Origin of the sequence: Acinetobacter piscicola (assembly GCF_015218165.1) — a bacterium.
Lineage (GTDB): Bacteria > Pseudomonadota > Gammaproteobacteria > Pseudomonadales > Moraxellaceae > Acinetobacter > Acinetobacter piscicola_A.
On the sequence record NZ_CP048659.1, the window covers coordinates 2,731,920 to 2,751,816 of the forward strand.

At 36.5% G+C, this 19,897-nt stretch carries 15 protein-coding genes; 5 read left to right on the forward strand and 10 right to left on the reverse strand.

Annotation, left to right across the window (positions count from 1 at the left end; all coding sequences use genetic code 11):
- Positions 1 to 24 precede the first annotated feature (24 nt).
- The 4 genes from G0028_RS13410 to G0028_RS13425 form a co-directional block, all read right to left on the reverse strand.
- Positions 25 to 567, reverse strand: coding sequence for a hypothetical protein (locus tag G0028_RS13410; protein WP_180045295.1), 543 nt, complete (start codon positions 565 to 567; stop codon positions 25 to 27).
- A gap of 121 nt (positions 568 to 688) precedes the next feature.
- A complete protein-coding gene (locus G0028_RS13415; RefSeq protein ID WP_180045296.1) occupies positions 689 to 1,264 on the reverse strand; it encodes a DUF4112 domain-containing protein in 576 nt (191 codons plus the stop codon).
- Positions 1,265 to 1,367: 103 nt separating this feature from the next.
- Positions 1,368 to 2,720, reverse strand: coding sequence for a magnesium transporter (gene mgtE, locus G0028_RS13420; RefSeq protein ID WP_180045297.1), 1,353 nt, complete (start codon positions 2,718 to 2,720; stop codon positions 1,368 to 1,370).
- A 173-nt stretch (positions 2,721 to 2,893) separates the two neighbouring features.
- Positions 2,894 to 5,983, reverse strand: a complete 3,090-nt coding sequence (locus G0028_RS13425; protein ID WP_180045298.1) for a multidrug efflux RND transporter permease subunit — start codon at positions 5,981 to 5,983, stop codon at positions 2,894 to 2,896.
- A gap of 253 nt (positions 5,984 to 6,236) precedes the next feature.
- Here G0028_RS13425 and G0028_RS13430 point away from each other — a divergent pair, with 253 nt between their 5' ends.
- Both G0028_RS13430 and G0028_RS13435 read left to right on the forward strand, forming a co-directional pair.
- Positions 6,237 to 7,394, forward strand: coding sequence for a glycerophosphodiester phosphodiesterase (locus tag G0028_RS13430; protein ID WP_180045299.1), 1,158 nt, complete (start codon positions 6,237 to 6,239; stop codon positions 7,392 to 7,394).
- A gap of 201 nt (positions 7,395 to 7,595) precedes the next feature.
- Entirely contained in the window at positions 7,596 to 7,970 is a 375-nt protein-coding gene (locus G0028_RS13435) for a diacylglycerol kinase (protein ID WP_180045300.1), read from the forward strand.
- Between the two features lie 83 nt (positions 7,971 to 8,053).
- On the opposite strand, the gene G0028_RS21110 is transcribed toward G0028_RS13435, so the two are convergent.
- Positions 8,054 to 9,931, reverse strand: coding sequence for a YadA-like family protein (locus G0028_RS21110; RefSeq protein WP_227554728.1), 1,878 nt, complete (start codon positions 9,929 to 9,931; stop codon positions 8,054 to 8,056).
- 807 nt (positions 9,932 to 10,738) lie between these two features.
- Here G0028_RS21110 and G0028_RS13445 point away from each other — a divergent pair.
- Positions 10,739 to 11,113 (forward strand): hypothetical protein, encoded by a 375-nt coding sequence (locus tag G0028_RS13445; protein ID WP_174492225.1) that lies wholly within the window; start codon positions 10,739 to 10,741, stop codon positions 11,111 to 11,113.
- Between the two features lie 578 nt (positions 11,114 to 11,691).
- Here G0028_RS13445 and groL read toward each other — a convergent pair.
- The 4 genes from groL to G0028_RS13465 all read right to left on the reverse strand — a co-directional run bounded on the left by groL (position 11,692) and on the right by G0028_RS13465 (position 15,545).
- Complete coding sequence (gene groL, locus G0028_RS13450) at positions 11,692 to 13,326, reverse strand: chaperonin GroEL (protein ID WP_130074907.1); 1,635 nt, start codon at positions 13,324 to 13,326, stop codon at positions 11,692 to 11,694.
- Between the two features lie 60 nt (positions 13,327 to 13,386).
- Positions 13,387 to 13,677, reverse strand: coding sequence for a co-chaperone GroES (gene groES / locus G0028_RS13455; RefSeq protein WP_130074908.1), 291 nt, complete (start codon positions 13,675 to 13,677; stop codon positions 13,387 to 13,389).
- Between the two features lie 187 nt (positions 13,678 to 13,864).
- A complete protein-coding gene (locus tag G0028_RS13460; RefSeq protein WP_180045301.1) occupies positions 13,865 to 14,626 on the reverse strand; it encodes a metallophosphoesterase family protein in 762 nt (253 codons plus the stop codon).
- A complete protein-coding gene (locus G0028_RS13465; protein ID WP_130074910.1) occupies positions 14,607 to 15,545 on the reverse strand; it encodes a diacylglycerol/lipid kinase family protein in 939 nt (312 codons plus the stop codon). The genes G0028_RS13460 and G0028_RS13465 overlap by 20 nt, the downstream gene beginning before the upstream one ends.
- Positions 15,546 to 15,952: 407 nt before the next feature.
- Between G0028_RS13465 and G0028_RS13470 the strand changes: the two genes are divergently transcribed.
- Both G0028_RS13470 and G0028_RS13475 read left to right on the forward strand, forming a co-directional pair.
- Positions 15,953 to 17,785 (forward strand): phosphoenolpyruvate carboxykinase (GTP), encoded by a 1,833-nt coding sequence (locus G0028_RS13470; RefSeq protein ID WP_180045302.1) that lies wholly within the window; start codon positions 15,953 to 15,955, stop codon positions 17,783 to 17,785.
- Between the two features lie 100 nt (positions 17,786 to 17,885).
- Positions 17,886 to 18,248: a hypothetical protein gene (locus G0028_RS13475; protein ID WP_174492221.1), complete on the forward strand. Its 363-nt coding sequence runs from the start codon at positions 17,886 to 17,888 to the stop codon at positions 18,246 to 18,248.
- 72 nt (positions 18,249 to 18,320) lie between these two features.
- On the opposite strand, the gene glpD is transcribed toward G0028_RS13475, so the two are convergent.
- Positions 18,321 to 19,838: a glycerol-3-phosphate dehydrogenase gene (glpD, locus tag G0028_RS13480; protein WP_180045303.1), complete on the reverse strand. Its 1,518-nt coding sequence runs from the start codon at positions 19,836 to 19,838 to the stop codon at positions 18,321 to 18,323.
- Between the last annotated feature and the right edge of the window lie 59 nt (positions 19,839 to 19,897).

Genomic DNA, 19,897 nt, shown 5'->3' on the forward strand with positions numbered 1-19,897 from the left:
TTTTTAAAAGACCTTCTTTAGGTTTTAAATCTGATTGGTTTTATCTATATACGTATGTTTACAAATTAAATTAAAATCTCGATATTGTGCATAGCTTGGCGTAATTTCTGTAGACATATTCTCATCAAAAATAGCACTTTTAAAGTTTTCATTTTCATAATATTTGTTTTTTAATTGATTATTTTTCTTAAATTCTTTATTACACAGCAGATAAAAATGCGTATATTCAATGGTATCTTTTTTAATTATGCTTCTTGCCAATTGAATATCCTTTAAATATTTACTCATATACAAAATACCTAATCTTTCACCATCCCCTCCGACTTGATCAATGGTATAAGCACCAAGCATTTCATTATTTTTCCTGACGATACGATATTGCTTATTTTCCCATGTATGATCATGATAATTGTATGCTTTCCCTGCAATATAACCTGTGGTATTAGATTGAATCACTTTTTCATCTTCACCAATCATCGAATTTTTTTGATTTACTTCATCAACAGCATAAACGCCTTGTAATCCCATACATGCAAATAATGACATAGTGAATAGCTTATTTTTCATCAAAAAAGTCCATTTAAAATAAATGCTGCATATTAACCACATTTATTCAACACGTCCAAAAGATTTATTTTAGAATCAAAGACATTTGTAACTCACACCCAGGATGTATTTAGAGATCATTTTACCAAGTTTGATACACATCCCATAACCATGTCAGCCCCAACCACATTGCCATACCAATCATAACTAAAACGATTGCACCTAAAAGGTCTGGAATATGCAGCCACAACCATGCCACCACAGGATTACGCCAAAAAGCTGAATGCTGTTGTTTTTGCTCTAAACGTTCATGTAAAAATGGATGAATCACATGATCTTCAGTTTTTATTTGATATTCTGTTTGAATATGTTCATGAACCACATCTAAAGCTTTACGACTTGGGCGAATAAAAATATCAAATACAGTACCCACGACAGGCACAAAACCAACCACTGCATCCATGACAGCCAGCTTCATCACGCCATTAAGTTTTGACTGTGGTACACCTAGTTGTTTAGCTTTATACACGGCGTAACAAGTTAAAACAAAGCCTGCGACATCGCCCGCCACAGGAATTGTGCTTAAGGCAGCATCTGCACCAACGCCTTGTTTGGTAAATGGAATTCGAACCACCGAATCCATCATATTGGCAAATTTTGCCAAGTCACGCTCTAGTCGAATCACTTCTTGAGTCGATAATTTTTTTTGTATACTCATCTTGGGAAATAATCCAATTTAGACTTTTATTAAAAGTATGATAGCCAATAAATTCAGCATGTTGTGTATAGATTTATATTCGATATGAGGTGTGTTTTAAAATTTACGCCGCAACTTGACCTAAAAAAATTGAAGCAATAAATAAATACACAATCACACCTGTTGCATCACAAATGGAAGTCACCAAAGGTGCAGAAGCACTTGCTGGGTCAAGCTTCAAACGATTTAGAATAAAAGGCAAACTCATACCAATGAGGCAGCCCAATAATACAATGCCCATCATACTCAGTGCCAAGACCAAAGCAACCATGGCATCACCACGAAAATACCCTAAAATCGATACTGCACATGCCATAGTGCCCCCCAAGCAGAGTGCCACTAAGCTTTCCCGACCAATCAACTGGAGCCAGTCTTTTAATTGCACATCTCCCATTGCCAAAGCACGTACCATCAGTGTTGCTGACTGAGAACCTGCATTCCCGCCACTGCCCACCAATAAAGGTAAAAAGAACACCAAAACAATATTTGCAGCAATAATATCTTCAAAATGTGCAATACCAATGCCAGACAATAGACTACCAAAAACTAAAATGACCAACCAAAACACACGCTTTTTATAAAGAAATAAAATTGGTGCAGTTTTTAAGCTAAAATTTGGCGCACTACTGACAGCACTTGACTTCAAAAAGTCCTCCGTCATTTCTTCTTGTGCAATGTCCATTGCATCATCATAAGTGACAATGCCTAATAAATGCTGTTCTGCATCAATAATAGGTAAAGCAATAAAATCATAATGGCTGAGTTTTTGTGCAATGCTTTCTTGGTCTTCATCCACATAGCCCACCACCAAATCTGTGGTCATCATTTCACCAAGTATCTGATGAGGATCGGCTAAAATAATTTCACGTAAAGACACCACGCCCAATAATTTTAAGTCATGATCGACAATATAAATTAAATATAAAGTTTCACGGTCAGCCGCTTGCAACCTCAGTTGTACAATGGCTTCAGTCATGGTCAAATCAGATGATAACATCACAAAATCTGAACTCATGATTGCCCCTGCTGATTCCTCAGCATATTGAGCAAGCTGTTTAATTTGTTTTTGTTTTTCAGTCGTTAATTGTGCATAGACGTCATGTTGTAACTTTAGAGGCAAAGTTTTAAATAAATCAGTACTGTCATCTGAATGCATCTCTGTAATCAATTGTACCAATTGGACTTTGGGTAACCGCAGTGCAATTTCAAGTTGTTCTGTTAAGCTTAAAAACTCAAAAACATAAGCGGCATGCGGTAAATATTCAATTAATTTTAATTGCTTATCTAAGGTTAAATTTGCCAATAAATCTGCCAAATCGGCACGATTAACTTGGGTAATTAAACGCTTAATCTCCTCAATTTGGTGATTTTGAATGGCTTGTTCTAAGTCTAAAATAAGTTGAGAAGATAATTGCATCAATATCACACCCGTTTTTTACTACATCATAAAATGAGCAGTTTCCATAAAGCAAATTTAGCTCATTTTTAGTGCAGCAAACTCAAAAATCGCCACATGAATGACGATTTGTAGTGGGCAACTTTAAATGCATCTAACTTAAGAGATTTACCACTCATAACGTGGTATTAAGCTTAAGCCTTCTTCTTAAACATTGAGCGCACCATGACATACATAAAGGGAATAAAGATCAGCACCAAAACTGTCCCAAAAATTACACCACCTAAAACACTCACACCAATTTCTTGACGGCTAGCAGCGCCCGCTCCAAACGCCAAGACCAAAGGAATGACCCCTGCACCAAAAGCCAAAGAAGTCATTAAAATCGGGCGTAACCGTAACCCTGCGCCTTCTATTGCGGCCTCAACAATACTTTTGCCTTTCTCCTGTGCCAAGGCTGCAAATTCCACAATCAAAATTGCATTTTTACATGACAAACCAATGGTGGTGAGCAATGCGATTTGGAAATAGATATCATTTGGAAAACCCGCCAAAGTACTGAAAATAATATTTCCCCCAATCCCAAGCGGAATTGCCGCAAGGACTGCGGTTGGAATCGACCAACTTTCATATAAAGCAGCCAAACAAAGGAAAATAAAACCAATTGAAATCAGATACAACCAAATCGCTTGACTGCTTGATTGTTGCTCTTGATAGGACAAACCACTCCATGCAATGCCAATACCATTTTCTGCTGCAATCATTTTTTGCACATCTTGCATCGCCTGACCTGAGCTGATATTTGCCGCAGTATTGGCTTCCATTTGTAATGCTGTATAGCCTTGGAAACGATTGACCACATCGGGTCCCCCCTCCCAATCAATAGTCGCAAAATTACCAAATGGAATCATTTGATTTTGAGCATTTCGTACCGTCCACCTATTTAAATCTTCAGGTTTTGAACGAAACTCGGCATCACCTTGCATCATGACACGTTTAATTCGTCCACGATCAATAAAATCATTAACATAAGAACCGCCCCAAGCCGTAGCCAATGTACTATTAATGGCTGTTTGAGTGAGACCATTTGCCATCGCTAATTTTTGATCTATATGAACTTTCAACTTTGCTTTATCAGGATTAGATTTTTTATCTAGATTTTCAAAACTGCTAAATTGTTCTGCATTTTGTTTTAACACATCAAATTTCTGATCTAAAAATTTTCGCCCTTGACCATCCACATCTTGCAGCCAAAACTCTAAACTATCACTATCTCCTAAACCACTGACAGATGAAGGTAAATTCACATTAATAATCGCATTGGGATCTTTCTTAAAATGTTTCATGGCACGTTCACGAATGGCTTGCGCTGAATTTTCCGCTCCCGAACGTTCATCCCAATGTTTAAGTGCAATAAAACCTGTCCCTAAATTTTGTCCTGTACCTGAAAAATTTCGACCATAACGCATTAGAACAATATCGACATTTTGCTTTTCTTGTTCAAGGAAATATTGACGAATATTTTCTCCCACCACTTGGCTACGACTCATCGGTGTACCATCAGCAAGTCGAAAATTGACACTAATGATGCCTTGGTCTTCACTTGGAATAAAACTGGTCGGTAACTGTGTATAAATTAAGCCAAATGCAGCAACCAAACCCACAAAAATAACCAAAATAAATGCTTTTAGTTGTAAGGTTTTATTGACCAATTTAATATAAACATGCTTCAGCTGATCAAGTTTTTGGTTGACCCACACCGCCCATTTTGCGGGTTGCACATTGGATTTTAAAATAATCGCACACAAAGCAGGCGTTAAAATCAGTGCCACCATAAGTGAAATACTCATCGCAGCCACCAAAGTAATGGAAAATTGTCGGTAAATTACTCCTGTAGAACCACTAAAAAATGCCATTGGAATAAAAACAGCGGTTAGTACAACGGTAATCCCGATCAAAGCCCCTGTAATTTCCTGCATAGATTCAATCGAGGCTTGTTTGGCATCTAAGCCTTGTTCATGCATCAAACGTTCGACATTTTCAACCACCACGATCGCATCATCAACCAACAAACCAATGGCAAGGACCAAGGCAAAAAGCGTCAGAGTATTAATACTCATCCCAAGTAAATACAACACAGCAAAAGTACCCAAAACCACCACAGGCACAGTAATTGTTGGAATCAGGGTTGCACGCCAACTTTGTAGAAATAAGAACATTACAATCACGACTAAAACGATTGCTTCAAGCAAAGTTTTAACCACTTCTTTAATCGATTCTTGTACAAATGGTGTGTTATCTCTTGGATAAACAATCTTATAGCCATCAGGTAAATTTTCAGAAATTTTTGCTAACTCTGCCTTAATTAGTGCCGATGTTGCTAAAGCATTTGCCCCCGAAGACAAAGAAATTCCCATTCCTGAAGAGGGATAACCGTTAATGGTATTAAAAGATTGGTAATTTTCTGCACCTAACTCAACTCGCGCTACATCTTTTAAATAGACATAATTGCCATTTGCATTGGATTTAACGACAATGTTTTGAAATTCTTCGACTGTTCTTAAACGAGAACCTGCGGTGACTTTAGCATTTAAATATTGGTCTGCCACGACAGGCAAATCACCAATTCCCCCTGCTGCCACTTGCGTATTTTGTGCCTCAATCGCAGAGCGTATATCACTCGGCATCAGTTGATATTGTTGTAATAAATTTGGATTTAACCAAATACGCATGGCATACGACGAACCAAAAACATCAACTTCACCCACCCCTTCAATTCGAGCAATTTCTTGTTCAATATGATTGGAAACATAATCACCGAGTTCAATATTACTACTTTTATGATTGGCGTCATAAAGACCGACCACCATAAAAGTGTCACCGAGTGATTTATAGACACTCACCCCCTGCCGTTGCACTTCTTCAGGAAGTCGATTCAGGACACTATTAATGCTATTTTGTACTTGGACTTGTGCTGTATCGGGATCCGTGCCATTTTCAAAACTTAGACTAACTCGAGCACGCCCTGAAGAATCGCTACTCGAACTAAAATACAGCAGATGGTCGATTCCTTTAATCTGTTGCTCAAGTACTTGAGTTACACTTTCTTCAACGGTTTCAGCATCTGCACCCGTATACGTTGCCGAAATCGTAATGCGAGGCGGCGCAATATCAGGATAGCGCTCTACAGGTAAATTCATGACAGAAAAAATACCTACCGCAATGACAATAATCGCAAGTACACCAGCAAAAATAGGTCGTTGAATAAAAAATTTTGAGAGCATCAGTGTGGTTCTTTGTCAGATCTGTATAAAGTAGCAATGTTTTGATCATTAACTCCATTTATATGGATATTCTGTGACTTATATAAAAAACACAAGAATAAATAACAGAAAAACTGTGTAGAAAATCAAATAAGTAGGAAATATGAAGAAGCTTAAAAATGATTTTTTGTAAGTAAAATAATCTAATTCATAAATTTGCAAGAAAATTACCTCACATTGAATGAACTAAACTGATTTTAAAATAGAGGATACGATGCTTAAAAAAACAATGCTGAGTTTGAGCCTATTGGCTGCATTGACTGCTTGTAATGATGATAACAATGATGATTCTACATCTGCACCAATAAAGCCCGAATATAGCGAACCTAAAATTATTATTGTGGGACATCGTGGCGCAAGTGCCCTACGTCCAGAACATACCTTAGCAGCCTATCAAAAAGCCATTGATGATGGCGCAGATTTTATTGAACCAGATTTAGTTTCAACCCAAGACGGTGTATTGGTTGCCCGCCATGAAAATGAAATAGGCGGCACATCAAATGTCAGTGCCCTAGCACAATTTGCCGATCGTCAGAAAACCAAAGTGATTGATGGCACACCTCATACAGGTTGGTTTACCGAAGACTTTACTTTGGCTGAACTTAATCAAGTCAAAGCCCGTGAACGTATTCCCAAACAACGACCTGAAAATACCCAATATAATGATCAATTTGCGATTCCAACCTTAGAACAAATTATTGAACTAGCTGATGCTCATTATAAAAAAACAGGAAAAATTATTGGTTTATATATCGAAACCAAACATCCAACTTATTTCCAAAAACAAAATTTAGCCATGGAAGATACTTTACTGAAAACTTTGGCAAAATATAAATATACCCGTGATATTGCACCTATTTACTTACAATCCTTTGAAGTCAGCAATTTAAAATATTTAAAAGATCAACTTACACTCCATAAAACCTTAAAACATGCGAAAATCATTCAACTTTATGATGACAAAGAGACACAACCTGCTGACTTCGTTGAACAGAACAATAAAACCAAGTATGCAGACATGGCGACAGCTCAAGGTTTAAAAATGGTGGCAGAATATGCTGACGGCGTTGGACCTTGGAAACCTTATATTTTCAATGAGACATTTACCGCACCATCAGACTTTGTCAAAAATGCACATGCTGTTGGTTTAAAAGTTCATCCATATACATTCCGTCCTGAGAATCATTTCTTAGCCAAAGACTTCAAATGTAGTCAAAAAGAAATAGATGCAGCACAGCGCTGTGAATCAGGTGCAGCAAAAGAATTTGAAATGTACTTTAAAGCAGGTGTTGATGGTGTGTTTACTGATGATCCAGGTTTAGGTCGTAAAAGCTTGAATGCCTATTTAAAAGAAAATCCATCAATAAAATAAAGAATATAAAGCACCTGTACATAATGACAGTTTAAATCACTTAGGGGGCTTTTAGACCGCAGATTTATAAGTTGCTCAATAGACCAAATAGATCTATTGGGCAGTTTTTATTCCATATTTTTCAAATAACTTCAGAAAATTAATTCACTTTTAAGTTTAAAATTATAAAATCGCGTTCAATCTCCAATCGCAACAAAGAATATGAGTGACTATTCCCCTCTTAAAGGTACAAAAGGCTTTAAACGTATTTTAAACGCAACAGGCTATTCACTTGCGGGCTTCAAAGCTGCTTTTCAACACGAAGCTGCTTTTCGACAAATCCTTTTGTTAAATATTATTTTAATTCCGATCACGTTTTTCTTAGAAGTCAATGCCGCTGAACAAGCTGTCATGGTTGCGGTGTGCTTACTTGCAATCATTGTTGAATTATTTAATTCAGCTTTAGAAGCAGTGGTCGACCGAATCTCATTAGAACGTCATGAGTTGTCTAAAAATGCCAAAGACATGGGCAGTGCAGCACAATTCGTTGCTCTAACCATTATTTTTAGCACTTGGTGTATTATTTTATTTTTATAAAATAATGTTTTAAGTCTTACAGCACAATAAAAAAATCCCCGCATAAAGCGAGGATTTTTTATATTTCATTCGCTTAGAAAATATTATTTTCCACCGAATACATAAGCAACACCTACACGGCCACCAACTTCACCACCACCAGCAACACCAAGTGCACCACTTACAGATGTACGACCATCAGCAAATACAGTAGCTACACCAAGTGCACCAGCAGATTCACCTTCATAGTGACCTACACCACCAAATACTGCAGTTTGACCTGCACCAATGTTAGGAATTGCTTGTTGAGCAGCTAACGCAATTGCAATACCACGGTAAGCAGTTTCTTCAACATCATCGATACGGCCATTTAACTGATCAACACGGCTATTTAAATTACTAGCAGTTGTATTAAATTCAGTTAAACGCTTATCAACTTCAACGATTTTTTCGTCAACTTGAGCAACTTTTTTATCAATTGCTTCAGTTGCACCAGCTACCGCACCGTCAACAGAAGTTTTGATGTTATCAACAATACTTACGCCATTGATTTGATAGTCTTTTGCATTAATTGTACCAGTAGTAGTGATACCATTAGATGTAATAGTTGTTTTTTCTACATCTTTACCTTCTTGTTTACGAACAACTTCTACACCATAAAGATTAGACCCATCTTCATTTTTACGAACTTCGCCATTATTTTCATTTTGAAGTTTACCTGCTTGGACTGATTGTTCCAATTTGATTTTTTCAGGTTCGTTTGCAATAGTAGCTTTGAAGGTTTCGTCAGCAACACCAGAACCTTGATTCGCTTTAGTTACAGATACATTAGCAATAGTTTGATTTACAATAGAATCTTTTTCACTATAAGTAACGTTTTTATTTGTTACTGTATTGCGCTCATTTTTGATATTGTAAACAGCTGTTGAGGTATCTGCTGTACCTGTCAATGTATGCGCAGCTAGATTAGTTGGAACTAAGTTTGAAGTATCACCTTTAAACTCAGTGAAGTTACCAGCATTGTTTGTATAGAATTTAGAAGGTTGGTTATCACCAAATACTTCATAAACCTCTGTACCATTACTGTTATATTTACGTACTTTTTGAGTTGCAGTAGTTTGTGAACCTTGTGCAACAGTTCTCTTAATAACACTACCATCAGTCAACATTTCTGAATTAGTAATATCGAATGTATTAAGTGCAATACCATTACCAGTACTAACAACAACATTTTGTCCATCACGCGCACTCATACCATAGATATTTGATGATGGATCATTGTGATTGGTTTGACCAATAATACCGACTTCAACAAATTTTTTATTAGCGTTAAGTGTGCCAGTATGATTCAATTTGTCACTAGTAGTCTGACCATTTGGATCTGTTGTTGTATATGCAAATTCTGAAGTACCAGTTACAGTATCAGTATAGCCATACTTTACGCCTTCATTATTTACACGTTTAATTTCATTACCACTAATAGCATTTTTATCCTCACGCTCTACTTGACCACCTTGGCGTAAGTTAGTTAATGCATTTACATCACCTTTATATGCGATCAAGTCATTACCATTACGTGTGTAGTATTCTGATGTAGAACGACCATCCGCATAGTGAGTTTCAAACTGGTAAACTGTTTCTCCATTTGAAGCAGTATACAAATATAAGTCAGATTTACTCTTAATCTGATTAACATTACCATTTACTACATTTCCACTGCCATAATCTGTATAAGCAGTCTCACCAGTTTGAGCAGAATTACCAGGTCGAATATCATGGCTCAAAGTAGGAGCATAATAGTTATTGGTATCTGTTATAGATGCTGTAGGTGATTTAAGTTGTTTAGGAGCGTACTGAGGTGATACCTCTACTCCGTTAATTTTGTAAGAATGAACATTAGGGTTTGCTACTAACTCAGCATTAGCTGTTGATACAGCAAATACAGCTAAACTCATTGCTAAAAGCGTTTTTTGGAATTTCATACAATTTCCTTCAATTTTTATAAAAAGACTGGCTTACCCTAGGATTGATGTAAACCAGCAAAACTGAGACGAATGCTTGGTTATTCGGGAAGTTCGCCGTCTTACCCAGCCGCTATTAGCGACAACTCGCTCATCATAAAAAAATTCACTTACAATATCAATCAAAATTTGATTAAAATTAAATACAATTAATAATTATTTTTATATTTTTTTTAAAAAAAAATATAAATCAATAACTTAAAAAAACAAAATACGTATATTTTGTATAAAAAAACCTTATATTTTTCAACTTTTAGTTTAAAAATGGATTTTTTCGTCTTTTTATTAATTTTTTATTAAATAATATGAAAAAAATTAAGATAAAGTTAATAATGAATAACAACAAATATATGGCACAAATACGCTTTATAGAATTTAATTAAGTAGACATCTCATTGAAGAATTTATTAATTAGATGAAACATTCAATTGATGACTCCAGACCAAAACAATTTCATAAAAACTTTGTATATTTAAATTCAATAACAAGGTTGTTGAATGTTACACATAACTTACAAGTGATTCTGATTTAGCTTAAAATGTTTAAGCAAATAAAAAATAAGATATAAGAATCTGATAATTATAATAAAAAACAAAAATCATGAATATATAAGCCTATTTATATAAGTTTTTAATAACACTTTTAACAATTTTTTTTATGTTCAATTCTTCTAAGATATTCTTTATACAAGCAAAACATATACAAATATATAAACACATTGCTTAAAAAAAGTATAAAATTAAACTATCTCCCATTTTCGAAATTGTCATGAGTAATCAACAGGAAAAACTGTTATTTTCACATCGTTTAAAGCAAGCCTTGAATGAATCTAACCATCCTATTAGCCCTACTTTTCTAGCCAATGAATTTAATAATCGCTATAGTGGACAACCCATTAGCGTCCAATCAGCGAATAATTGGTTACTAGGTAAGGCTATTCCTAACCAAGATAAACTTGCTCTTTTAGCAATTTGGCTAAAAGTATCCAGTCAATGGCTTAGATTTGGAGATAGTTCATCAATATCAAATATTTCTGATGTTATTGATTCAACAGATCTAGATTATTTCATCAAATTTAAAAGTTTAAAAATAAATCAAAAAAGAATCATTAAAGACTTGATTGATGAATTTTACCTTCCATAAAAATTTTCAACTGATCCTCATAGTTTTTAACTAAAACTTCGTACTCTCTAATTTTTGAGTATAAATATTGAAGCTCTTGTTTGGGGATCACAACTTTCTCTAACTCTAATAGTCTAGGTTGTACATTGCTTATGTGATCTTCGTTATTTTGAATTTTCATTTTTAGTCAAGAAAATTTGCATTGATACAATTTTAAACCATATTTTGATAAAAATACAAGCTATTCATCAAAAAAATCCTATCTAGCATTATAAATATTTTCATAAATTCATATATTTAAATATAACAAAAGTTTAGTCAGACCTGTTTAAGTTTTTTACATTAAACAAGTAACTTAATATCATCTTATAATCAAAAAACAAACCCAAATAAGCAATATAGTTCTTATTTATTCAAAATAATTTATCACAATATACAGTTTTTTGTATATCTAAAATTAATATAAATATATCAATTAAAAAAGCCTGATGATTGACATCAGGCTTTTTCTTTAAAAAGAAAATTATTTTAAGTAGAATTAAGTGCAAAAGCTTACGCTACTAAAAATTAGATTCTCGACATTACAGACGCAGAGCAGCTTACATCATACCGCCCATACCGCCCATACCACCCATATCAGGCATTGCTGGTTTGTCTTCTGGAATATCAGTAATCATACATTCAGTGGTCAACATTAAACCTGCTACAGATGCAGCATGTTCAAGCGCAGAACGAGTCACTTTAGCGGGGTCAAGAATACCCATTTCTAGCATGTCACCATACTCAGAAGTTGCCGCATTATAACCGAAGTTACCTTCGCCATTTTTCACAGCATTAATCACAACTGAAGGTTCATCACCTGCGTTTGCAACAATTTGACGTAAAGGTGCTTCAATTGCACGGCGTAAAATATTGATCCCAACATTTTGATCATCGTTTGCACCAGTAACACCATCAAGGGCTTTTGCAGCGCGAACAAGTGCAACACCACCACCAGCAACAACACCTTCTTCAACCGCAGCACGAGTTGCATGAAGCGCATCGTCAACACGGTCTTTCTTCTCTTTCATTTCAACTTCAGTTGCAGCACCAATTTTAATCACTGCAACACCGCCTGCTAATTTAGCAACACGTTCTTGAAGTTTTTCTTTGTCGTATTCTGAAGTAGATTCTTCGATTTGCGCACGGATTTGAGTCACACGTTCAGCAATTTGATTTGCATCACCCGCACCATCCACAATCACTGTATTTTCTTTAGACACTGTAACTTTATGTGCAGTACCTAAATCTTGAAGTGTAGCTTGTTCTAAAGTCATGCCTACTTCTTCAGAAATTACAGTCGCACCTGTTAAGATCGCGATATCTTGAAGCATTGCTTTACGACGATCACCAAAACCAGGCGCTTTAACCGCACATACTTTAATAATACCACGCATATTATTCACAACAAGTGTTGCCAACGCTTCGCCTTCAACATCTTCAGCGATGATTAAAAGCGGCTTACCTGTTTTCGCAACAGCTTCTAAAACTGTAATCAATTCGCGGATATTACTAACTTTTTTATCAACAAGAAGAATGAATGGGTTTTCAAGTTCTGCTGTTAAAGTGTCTTGTTTGTTGGCAAAGTATGGGCTGATATAACCACGGTCAAACTGCATACCTTCTACAACGTCAAGTGCATCTTCAAAGCCTGAACCTTCTTCAACAGTGATGACACCTTCTTTACCCACACGTTCCATTGCTTGCGCAATTAACTTACCTACTGTTTCATCTGAGTTAGCAGAAATCGAACCCACTTGTTCAATAGCTTTCGTATCTGAAGCAGGTTTAGCAGTTGCTTTGATTTCGGTAACGAGAGCTTTTACAGCAAGGTCGATACCACGCTTAAGGTCCATTGGGTTCATACCTGCAGTTACAGATTTGATCCCTTCATTCAAAATTGCTTGCGCAAGCACAGTTGCAGTTGTTGTACCATCGCCTGCGATATCATTGGTTTTACTTGATACTTCACGTACCAATTGCGCGCCCATATTTTCAAATTTGTCTTTCAACGCAATTTCTTTAGCAACAGTGACACCATCTTTAGTGATGTGCGGTGCCCCAAAAGAACGATCAATTACAACATTACGACCTTTAGGACCTAGAGTAACTTTTACTGCATCAGCAAGTGTATTAACACCTGCAATCATTTTTGAACGTGCTGAATCACCGAATTTTACGTCTTTAGCTGACATATTTAACTCCAAATATTGTTAGTTTTTTACAATCAAGAATGAGAGAGAAAAAAATTTAAATTAACCTTCTAATACGGCTAAAATATCAGATTCTTTCATCACTAGAAGTTCTTCACCATCAACTTTTACTTTTGTACCCGCATATGCACCAAACAATACGTTATCGCCTACTTTTACATCTAATGCACGTACACCATTGTCTGTAATTTTGCCGTTACCAACAGCAAGGATTTCACCTTGTGCTGGTTGCTCTGCTGCTGAAGTACTAAGAATTAACCCACCCGCAGTCTTTGTTTCTTTTTCAACACGGCGAATAACGACATTGTCATGTAAAGGACGAATATTGCTCATTTTAAACTCCATAGACATTTAAAAAATGCCATTGATTGTAGGGAAAAGATGACTTCTTATTCCTAGGTCATCAACAAAATTTTGATATGACACTGTTGTGGGGATGGAAAAAAACGCTTCAAGGGGAAATGCAAAAATATTTCAAGTATTTTGTTTATTTTTTAAACAAACACAACAAAACAGGCAGTTAAATTTCTTTTATGACAAAACTTTTTGAGCGTTCATCAAAAACATAATGCATAAAACTGCCATCAATATGCAGCACATTAAAACCATTGGGTTGTGCGCCATGTAAACGGTCAGAAGTTGCTGTTGCCGCAATGACATCATATAAAGGATGAGAAAGTCCTAAATGAAAAATCTGATTTAAATCATGTACGGCGACTTGATGTAAATGTCCATGCAAAATCGCATAAGCATCTTTCTCACCCCATGCTTTTGCTGCCAACCTTGCCAAAATAGGACGGTCTTTGACATGTTTACTGGTAGGTTCAATAAAAAATGGTTGATGTGTCGTCACAATTTTTAATTTATCTTGTGGAGCAATACTCAACAACTGAGAGACTTTCTGAATCTGCTGTAAAGAAATATGTCCCCGTGTGTGATAACGTCGACGAATACTATTTTGCCCCACAATATAAAAATGCTGGGTCATCAAGGTTTTTTCTAAACTGCCAAAAAACAGTTGATACAAGGTAAATGGACGAAAAGTTCTTTTCCAAAGCTGATAAAGCGGAATATCGTGATTGCCTGGAATCACTACATAAGGCGTATTTAATGATTCTAAAAATTGTTTACAACGATAAAATTGGCTTAACTTGGCACGCTGAGTCAGATCACCACTCACTACAATAACTTCTGGTCGATGTTGGGCACAAAATGTTTGTATGGCCTCAATACACACTTGCCTCTCCGTTCCAAAATGCAAGTCAGACAGATGAAGTAACATGTGGCACCATAATATTTAACGCATTTTTTTCAACATGTAATTTTAAAGGCGTCGTCATTTCAACAATTTCACCATCTAATGCAACGGTAAGTTTAGGCTTTTTTGAATAGACAATGACTTTTTGTGCACCAAAACTATACACATCTGAAGCATTTTCCAATTTCCCACGTATGGTTTGAAACAACGTTTTAAATAAAGTGGCTTTGTCTCCTTTGGCAATCACGACCCCTGCAATCAAACCAACCTCAGCACATTTGGCAATTTTTAATTTCATTTCTTGTAATTGCAACTGATTATTTCCAAAGAAAATTAAGGGTGTTTTAACAGGATACTTCTGTCCATCCACTTGTACTTCTAATTTTAATTCTTTACGATCTCGAATTAAGACATCTAAACCTGAAGTATAAGCATTTAGAGGGAATCTCCCCCATTTTCTATTATAAATTTCGCGCTTTTTAATAAAGAGCGGATATAAACCTAAACTGGCATTATTTAAATAAATCTGATCATTAATACACGCAACATGCACTGCACGGGGTTGCCCTGTAGCAATGACTTGTGCTGCCTTTAAAAGGTCTAAGGGAATATTTAACACCCGTGCAACATAGTTAAATGTTCCCAAAGGTAAAATTCCCATGGGAATATCGTGATGCATCAACTGAGATGCCACCGCATTCAAGGTACCATCGCCACCTGCTGCAACGATGATCCCTTGATGTGCATATTGATGATGGCGCTGAAAGACCTCCTTCATCAAACTTTGAATATTGGGTTGAGATGAAATTTCGAAAACTTGAATTTCAAAACCATGCAATGTCCAAATCGTCATCATTTCTTCATAGAAGTGTTCTTTATGTCGAGCATGAAATCCCGACTTTTCATTATAAATAAGTGAGAGGGGTCTTAACTGAATGTTCATAATTCATTTATTTTTAGAGTAACTTGTTTATTTTTGATGTTTTTTTAAGCGTTTAAAAGTACCTTTATGTAAAATTTGAATTAACACCATTTATTTAATCAATAATTATCCTTAATCATGTTTCAATAAATAAGCATTGATAATTAAAAACATTTCTAAAAAAAATAATATACATTATTTTTATTGATATGATTATTTTCACAACAAAAAGACCACTATTTAATTAATAATCATTAGTTTATCAAAAATATTACTTTTAGTATCTTTTACGCCTTTAGTCTTATTTTTTTTATGAATATATGGTTTAATACGCCCACTTTTTTTCATACTTAAATCTAGATGAAGCACCCTTCATTTAGGTTTTATTTTGTACAGCACAATTGTACACTTTTGAGATAGGCCTCACCATGACCCAAGTGAACGCACCAGAATTCGTTCGTCATCCCAAGCTGATTGCATGGGTTGAAGAGATTGCTAAATTAACTAAACCTGCAAAAATTGAATGGTGTGACGGAAGCGAAGAAGAAAATCAACGTTATATCGACTTGATGATCGCGAACGGCACTATGCAAGCTTTGAACCAAGAAAAACATCCTGGTTCGTATTTAGCGAATTCTGATCCGTCCGACGTAGCGCGTGTTGAAGGTCGTACATACATCTGCTCTGAAAAACAAGAAGATGCTGGTGCGACAAACAACTGGGAAGCTCCTGCAGAAATGCGTGCTCGTCTTAACGGTTTGTTTGATGGCGCAATGGAAGGTCGTACGATGTACGTTGTTCCTTTCTCTATGGGACCTTTAGGTTCTCATATTGCGCATATCGGTATTGAACTTACCGACTCTCCTTATGTTGCAGTAAGTATGCGTAAAATGGCTCGTATGGGCAAAGCTGTTTATGACGTGTTAGGTACAGATGGTGAGTACATCCCTTGTGTACACACTGTTGGTGCACCACTTGCTGAAGGTCAAAAAGATGTTGCTTGGCCTTGCAACCCTGAAAAATATATCGTGCATTACCCAGAAACACGTGAAATCTGGTCTTTTGGTTCAGGTTATGGCGGTAACGCATTGCTCGGTAAAAAATGCTTAGCATTACGTATTGCATCTTCTATGGGTCGTCAACAAGGCTGGTTAGCTGAACACATGTTAATCTTGGGTGTAACAAACCCTCAAGGTGAAAAACATTACATCGCAGCTGCATTCCCATCTGCTTGTGGTAAAACAAACTTTGCAATGTTGATTCCACCTGCAGGTTATGAAGGTTGGAAAATTGAAACTGTAGGTGATGACATTGCTTGGATCAAACCAGGTGAAGACGGTCGTCTATATGCAATCAACCCTGAAGCTGGTTTCTTTGGTGTAGCACCAGGTACAAATACCAAAACCAACCCAAACTGTATCGCAACACTTCATAAAGATGTGATTTATACCAACGTTGCTGTCACTGACAACGGTGAAGTATGGTGGGAAGGTCTTTCTAAAGAAGTACCTGCAAACCTTACAAACTGGAAAGGTCAACCTCATACAGGTGAAGAAAAAGCAGCTCATCCAAATGCACGCTTCACAGTTTCAGCAGGTCAATGTCCTTCTATTGATGCTGACTGGGAAAATCCAGCAGGTGTTCCAATTTCTGCGTTCATCTTCGGCGGTCGTCGTGCAGACACTGTTCCTTTAATTTCAGAAGCATTTGACTGGGTTGACGGTGTTTATAAAGCTGCGACTATGGGCTCTGAAACGACTGCTGCTGCAGTTGGTCAACAAGGTATTGTTCGTCGTGATCCGTTTGCAATGCTTCCATTTGCTGGTTACAACATGGCTGACTATTTCTCTCATTGGTTAGAGCTTGGTGAACAAGTTGCTGCTAAAGCGAAAGCTGCGGGTAACAAACTTCCAGGGATCTACAATGTAAACTGGTTCCGCCGTGATGCTGAAGGTAACTTCGTATGGCCTGGTTTCGGTCAAAACATGCGTGTTCTTGAGTGGATCATTGACCGTTGTGAAGGTCGTGCGACTGCTGTTGATACACCAATTGGGCGTGTTCCAACATTTGAACAATTAAACTGGACAGGTTCTGACTTCACTAAAGAGCAATTTGAACTCGTAACCTCTCAAGACAAAGATCAATGGATCAAAGAACTTGAAAGCCACACTGAATTGTTCAATAAATTGGGTGATCGTTTACCTAAAGCACTTAAAGCTCGCCAAGACGAACTTTTAGAAGCTGTTAAAAAATCTGCTTAATTTAGACAATTAAGTTATAAAAGACCGCCAAGTGCGGTCTTTTTTATTATAGATGAAACACCTATAAATTATTCAAACAACATTTTTAATGGGGATCACAATGAAAAAAGTTGTATTCATCAGTCTCAGCCTAGCACTTTGTTCTGGCTTCGCCTTTGCAAATGAAGATACATCATCAGCAATACAGTCATCACTTTGCTTATTCAGTGGCACACCGTCTGTAGAATTTAAAACAATTAAAAAAATTAAAGTTGGCAAAGGTACTTATGGTGGCTTTACCGACTTGTATCCACGCTTACACCAAATTGCTGACAAATATCAAGCCAATGCTGTAATTAACTACACAGCAAGTCAACGTTTTGGCTTTTGGCCTTGGCGCATTGTACGTCCTGTTGGCATGGGAACAATGGTAAAAATTAATACTGCATTTAATTGTAAAGCCCTTGGTGGAACAGAAATTTAATGTCAATTCAGGGGTGTTAACAACGCCCCTTCACCTCACAATAAAACCACTTAATAAAATATAAAGCTCTTCTTATGCAACATCTTTTTGCAGCCTTCTTTCATGTAGTTCAATCAAATATGTATTCAATGCTTGAATTTGTTCGCCATTGAACTCCAAATATAGCTTAGTTCTACGCTTTAAAATATCTTCACTCTTCATTGCCCATTCATGTTCAACCAAATAATTAACTTCTTGCGCATATAAACCAAAGCCAAAATCCTGTCCTAATTCTTGAGCATGATTAATATGCGCTAAAAAATTCCAGACACGTGTACCATAAGCATGTGCCCAACGCATTGCTGTTTCTTTTGCAAGTGCTTTAACTTTGACTAAAATCTGCTCCACCAATGTATCAACTGAATGTAAATTTTCAGCACCAGGAAGCAAAGCTTTTTCAGTCCATGCTTGACCAACCGCATTAAAAAATGGTTGAATTTTTGCTAAAGCAGCTTCTGCCAACTTACGATAGGTGGTAATTTTCCCACCAAAAATCACCAAGAGTGGTGCCTGATTGACATCATCATCTAACGTTAAGGTATAGTCTCGTGTAACTGCGGCAGCTTGGTCAGACTCATCATCACAGAGCGCTCGCACACCAGAAAATGTATGCAAAATATCAGCTTGTGTCAGTTGTTTTTTAAAGTGATCATTACAGACATCGAGTAGATATTCAATTTCATCTTGGGTAATCTCAACCCGATTCGGATCTGCATGATATTCCTGATCTGTCGTACCAATTAAGGTAAATTTTTCTAAATATGGAATCGCAAATACGATGCGCTGATCATCATTTTGCATGATAAAAGCTTTATCTTCAGGGTACATTTTAGGCACGATGATGTGACTACCTTGAATCATACGAATTGCATATTCAGACTGGACTTGGACGATATGTTCTAAAAATTGCGTGACCCAAGCCCCCGTTGCATTAACTAAAACTTTAGCTTGGATGCTATAACTCCCTTTTGCGTTTTCAATGTCTATTTTCCATAGTCCATTTTCTCTTTTTACAGCCGAACAGCGTGAACGTGTTACAATTTTTGCGCCTTTTTCTTTGGCTTGTAATGCATTTAATATCACTAAACGACTGTCATCTACTGCACAATCTGAATATTCAAAACCTTGGCTAATTTCATTTTTAAGTGGGCTATTCTCTGTGTGAAATTTCACATGTTTTGAGCCTGCTAATTGCTCTCTTTTGCCTAAATGATCATAGAAAAACAAGCCTGTCCGAATCAACCATGCAGGTCTTAAATGTGGTTGATGTGGCATGATAAAACGTAGTGGACGAATAATATGCGGTGCTTTCGCCAGCAGCACTTCACGTTCAAGCAATGCTTCACGCACTAAACGAAATTCTTTATGCTCTAAATAACGTAAGCCACCATGAATGAGTTTACTGCTCGCTGAAGAGGTATGACTCGCCAAATCGTCTTTTTCACATAAAAATACTGAAAGCCCGCGCCCAGCAGCATCATTTGCAATTCCAACGCCATTAATTCCACCACCGATCACACAGACATCATATGTTGTTAAATGTTCTTGCATTGCCTTCCCCTTTTAACCGTGATCGTGAAATAGTTTTATTGTTTATATTTTAATATCTG

What these genes read in the sequence shown, in the direction of transcription:
- G0028_RS13410 (WP_180045295.1), bottom strand. Translation starts at nt 567, where the DNA reads ATGAAAAATAAGCTATTCACTATGTCATTATTTGCATGTATGGGATTA.
- G0028_RS13415 (WP_180045296.1), bottom strand. Translation starts at nt 1,264, where the DNA reads ATGAGTATACAAAAAAAATTATCGACTCAAGAAGTGATTCGACTAGAG.
- mgtE (WP_180045297.1), bottom strand. Translation starts at nt 2,720, where the DNA reads ATGCAATTATCTTCTCAACTTATTTTAGACTTAGAACAAGCCATTCAA.
- G0028_RS13425 (WP_180045298.1), bottom strand. Translation starts at nt 5,983, where the DNA reads ATGCTCTCAAAATTTTTTATTCAACGACCTATTTTTGCTGGTGTACTT.
- G0028_RS13430 (WP_180045299.1), top strand. Translation starts at nt 6,237, where the DNA reads ATGCTTAAAAAAACAATGCTGAGTTTGAGCCTATTGGCTGCATTGACT.
- G0028_RS13435 (WP_180045300.1), top strand. Translation starts at nt 7,596, where the DNA reads ATGAGTGACTATTCCCCTCTTAAAGGTACAAAAGGCTTTAAACGTATT.
- G0028_RS21110 (WP_227554728.1), bottom strand. Translation starts at nt 9,931, where the DNA reads ATGAAATTCCAAAAAACGCTTTTAGCAATGAGTTTAGCTGTATTTGCT.
- G0028_RS13445 (WP_174492225.1), top strand. Translation starts at nt 10,739, where the DNA reads ATGAGTAATCAACAGGAAAAACTGTTATTTTCACATCGTTTAAAGCAA.
- groL (WP_130074907.1), bottom strand. Translation starts at nt 13,326, where the DNA reads ATGTCAGCTAAAGACGTAAAATTCGGTGATTCAGCACGTTCAAAAATG.
- groES (WP_130074908.1), bottom strand. Translation starts at nt 13,677, where the DNA reads ATGAGCAATATTCGTCCTTTACATGACAATGTCGTTATTCGCCGTGTT.
- G0028_RS13460 (WP_180045301.1), bottom strand. Translation starts at nt 14,626, where the DNA reads ATGTTACTTCATCTGTCTGACTTGCATTTTGGAACGGAGAGGCAAGTG.
- G0028_RS13465 (WP_130074910.1), bottom strand. Translation starts at nt 15,545, where the DNA reads ATGAACATTCAGTTAAGACCCCTCTCACTTATTTATAATGAAAAGTCG.
- G0028_RS13470 (WP_180045302.1), top strand. Translation starts at nt 15,953, where the DNA reads ATGACCCAAGTGAACGCACCAGAATTCGTTCGTCATCCCAAGCTGATT.
- G0028_RS13475 (WP_174492221.1), top strand. Translation starts at nt 17,886, where the DNA reads ATGAAAAAAGTTGTATTCATCAGTCTCAGCCTAGCACTTTGTTCTGGC.
- glpD (WP_180045303.1), bottom strand. Translation starts at nt 19,838, where the DNA reads ATGCAAGAACATTTAACAACATATGATGTCTGTGTGATCGGTGGTGGA.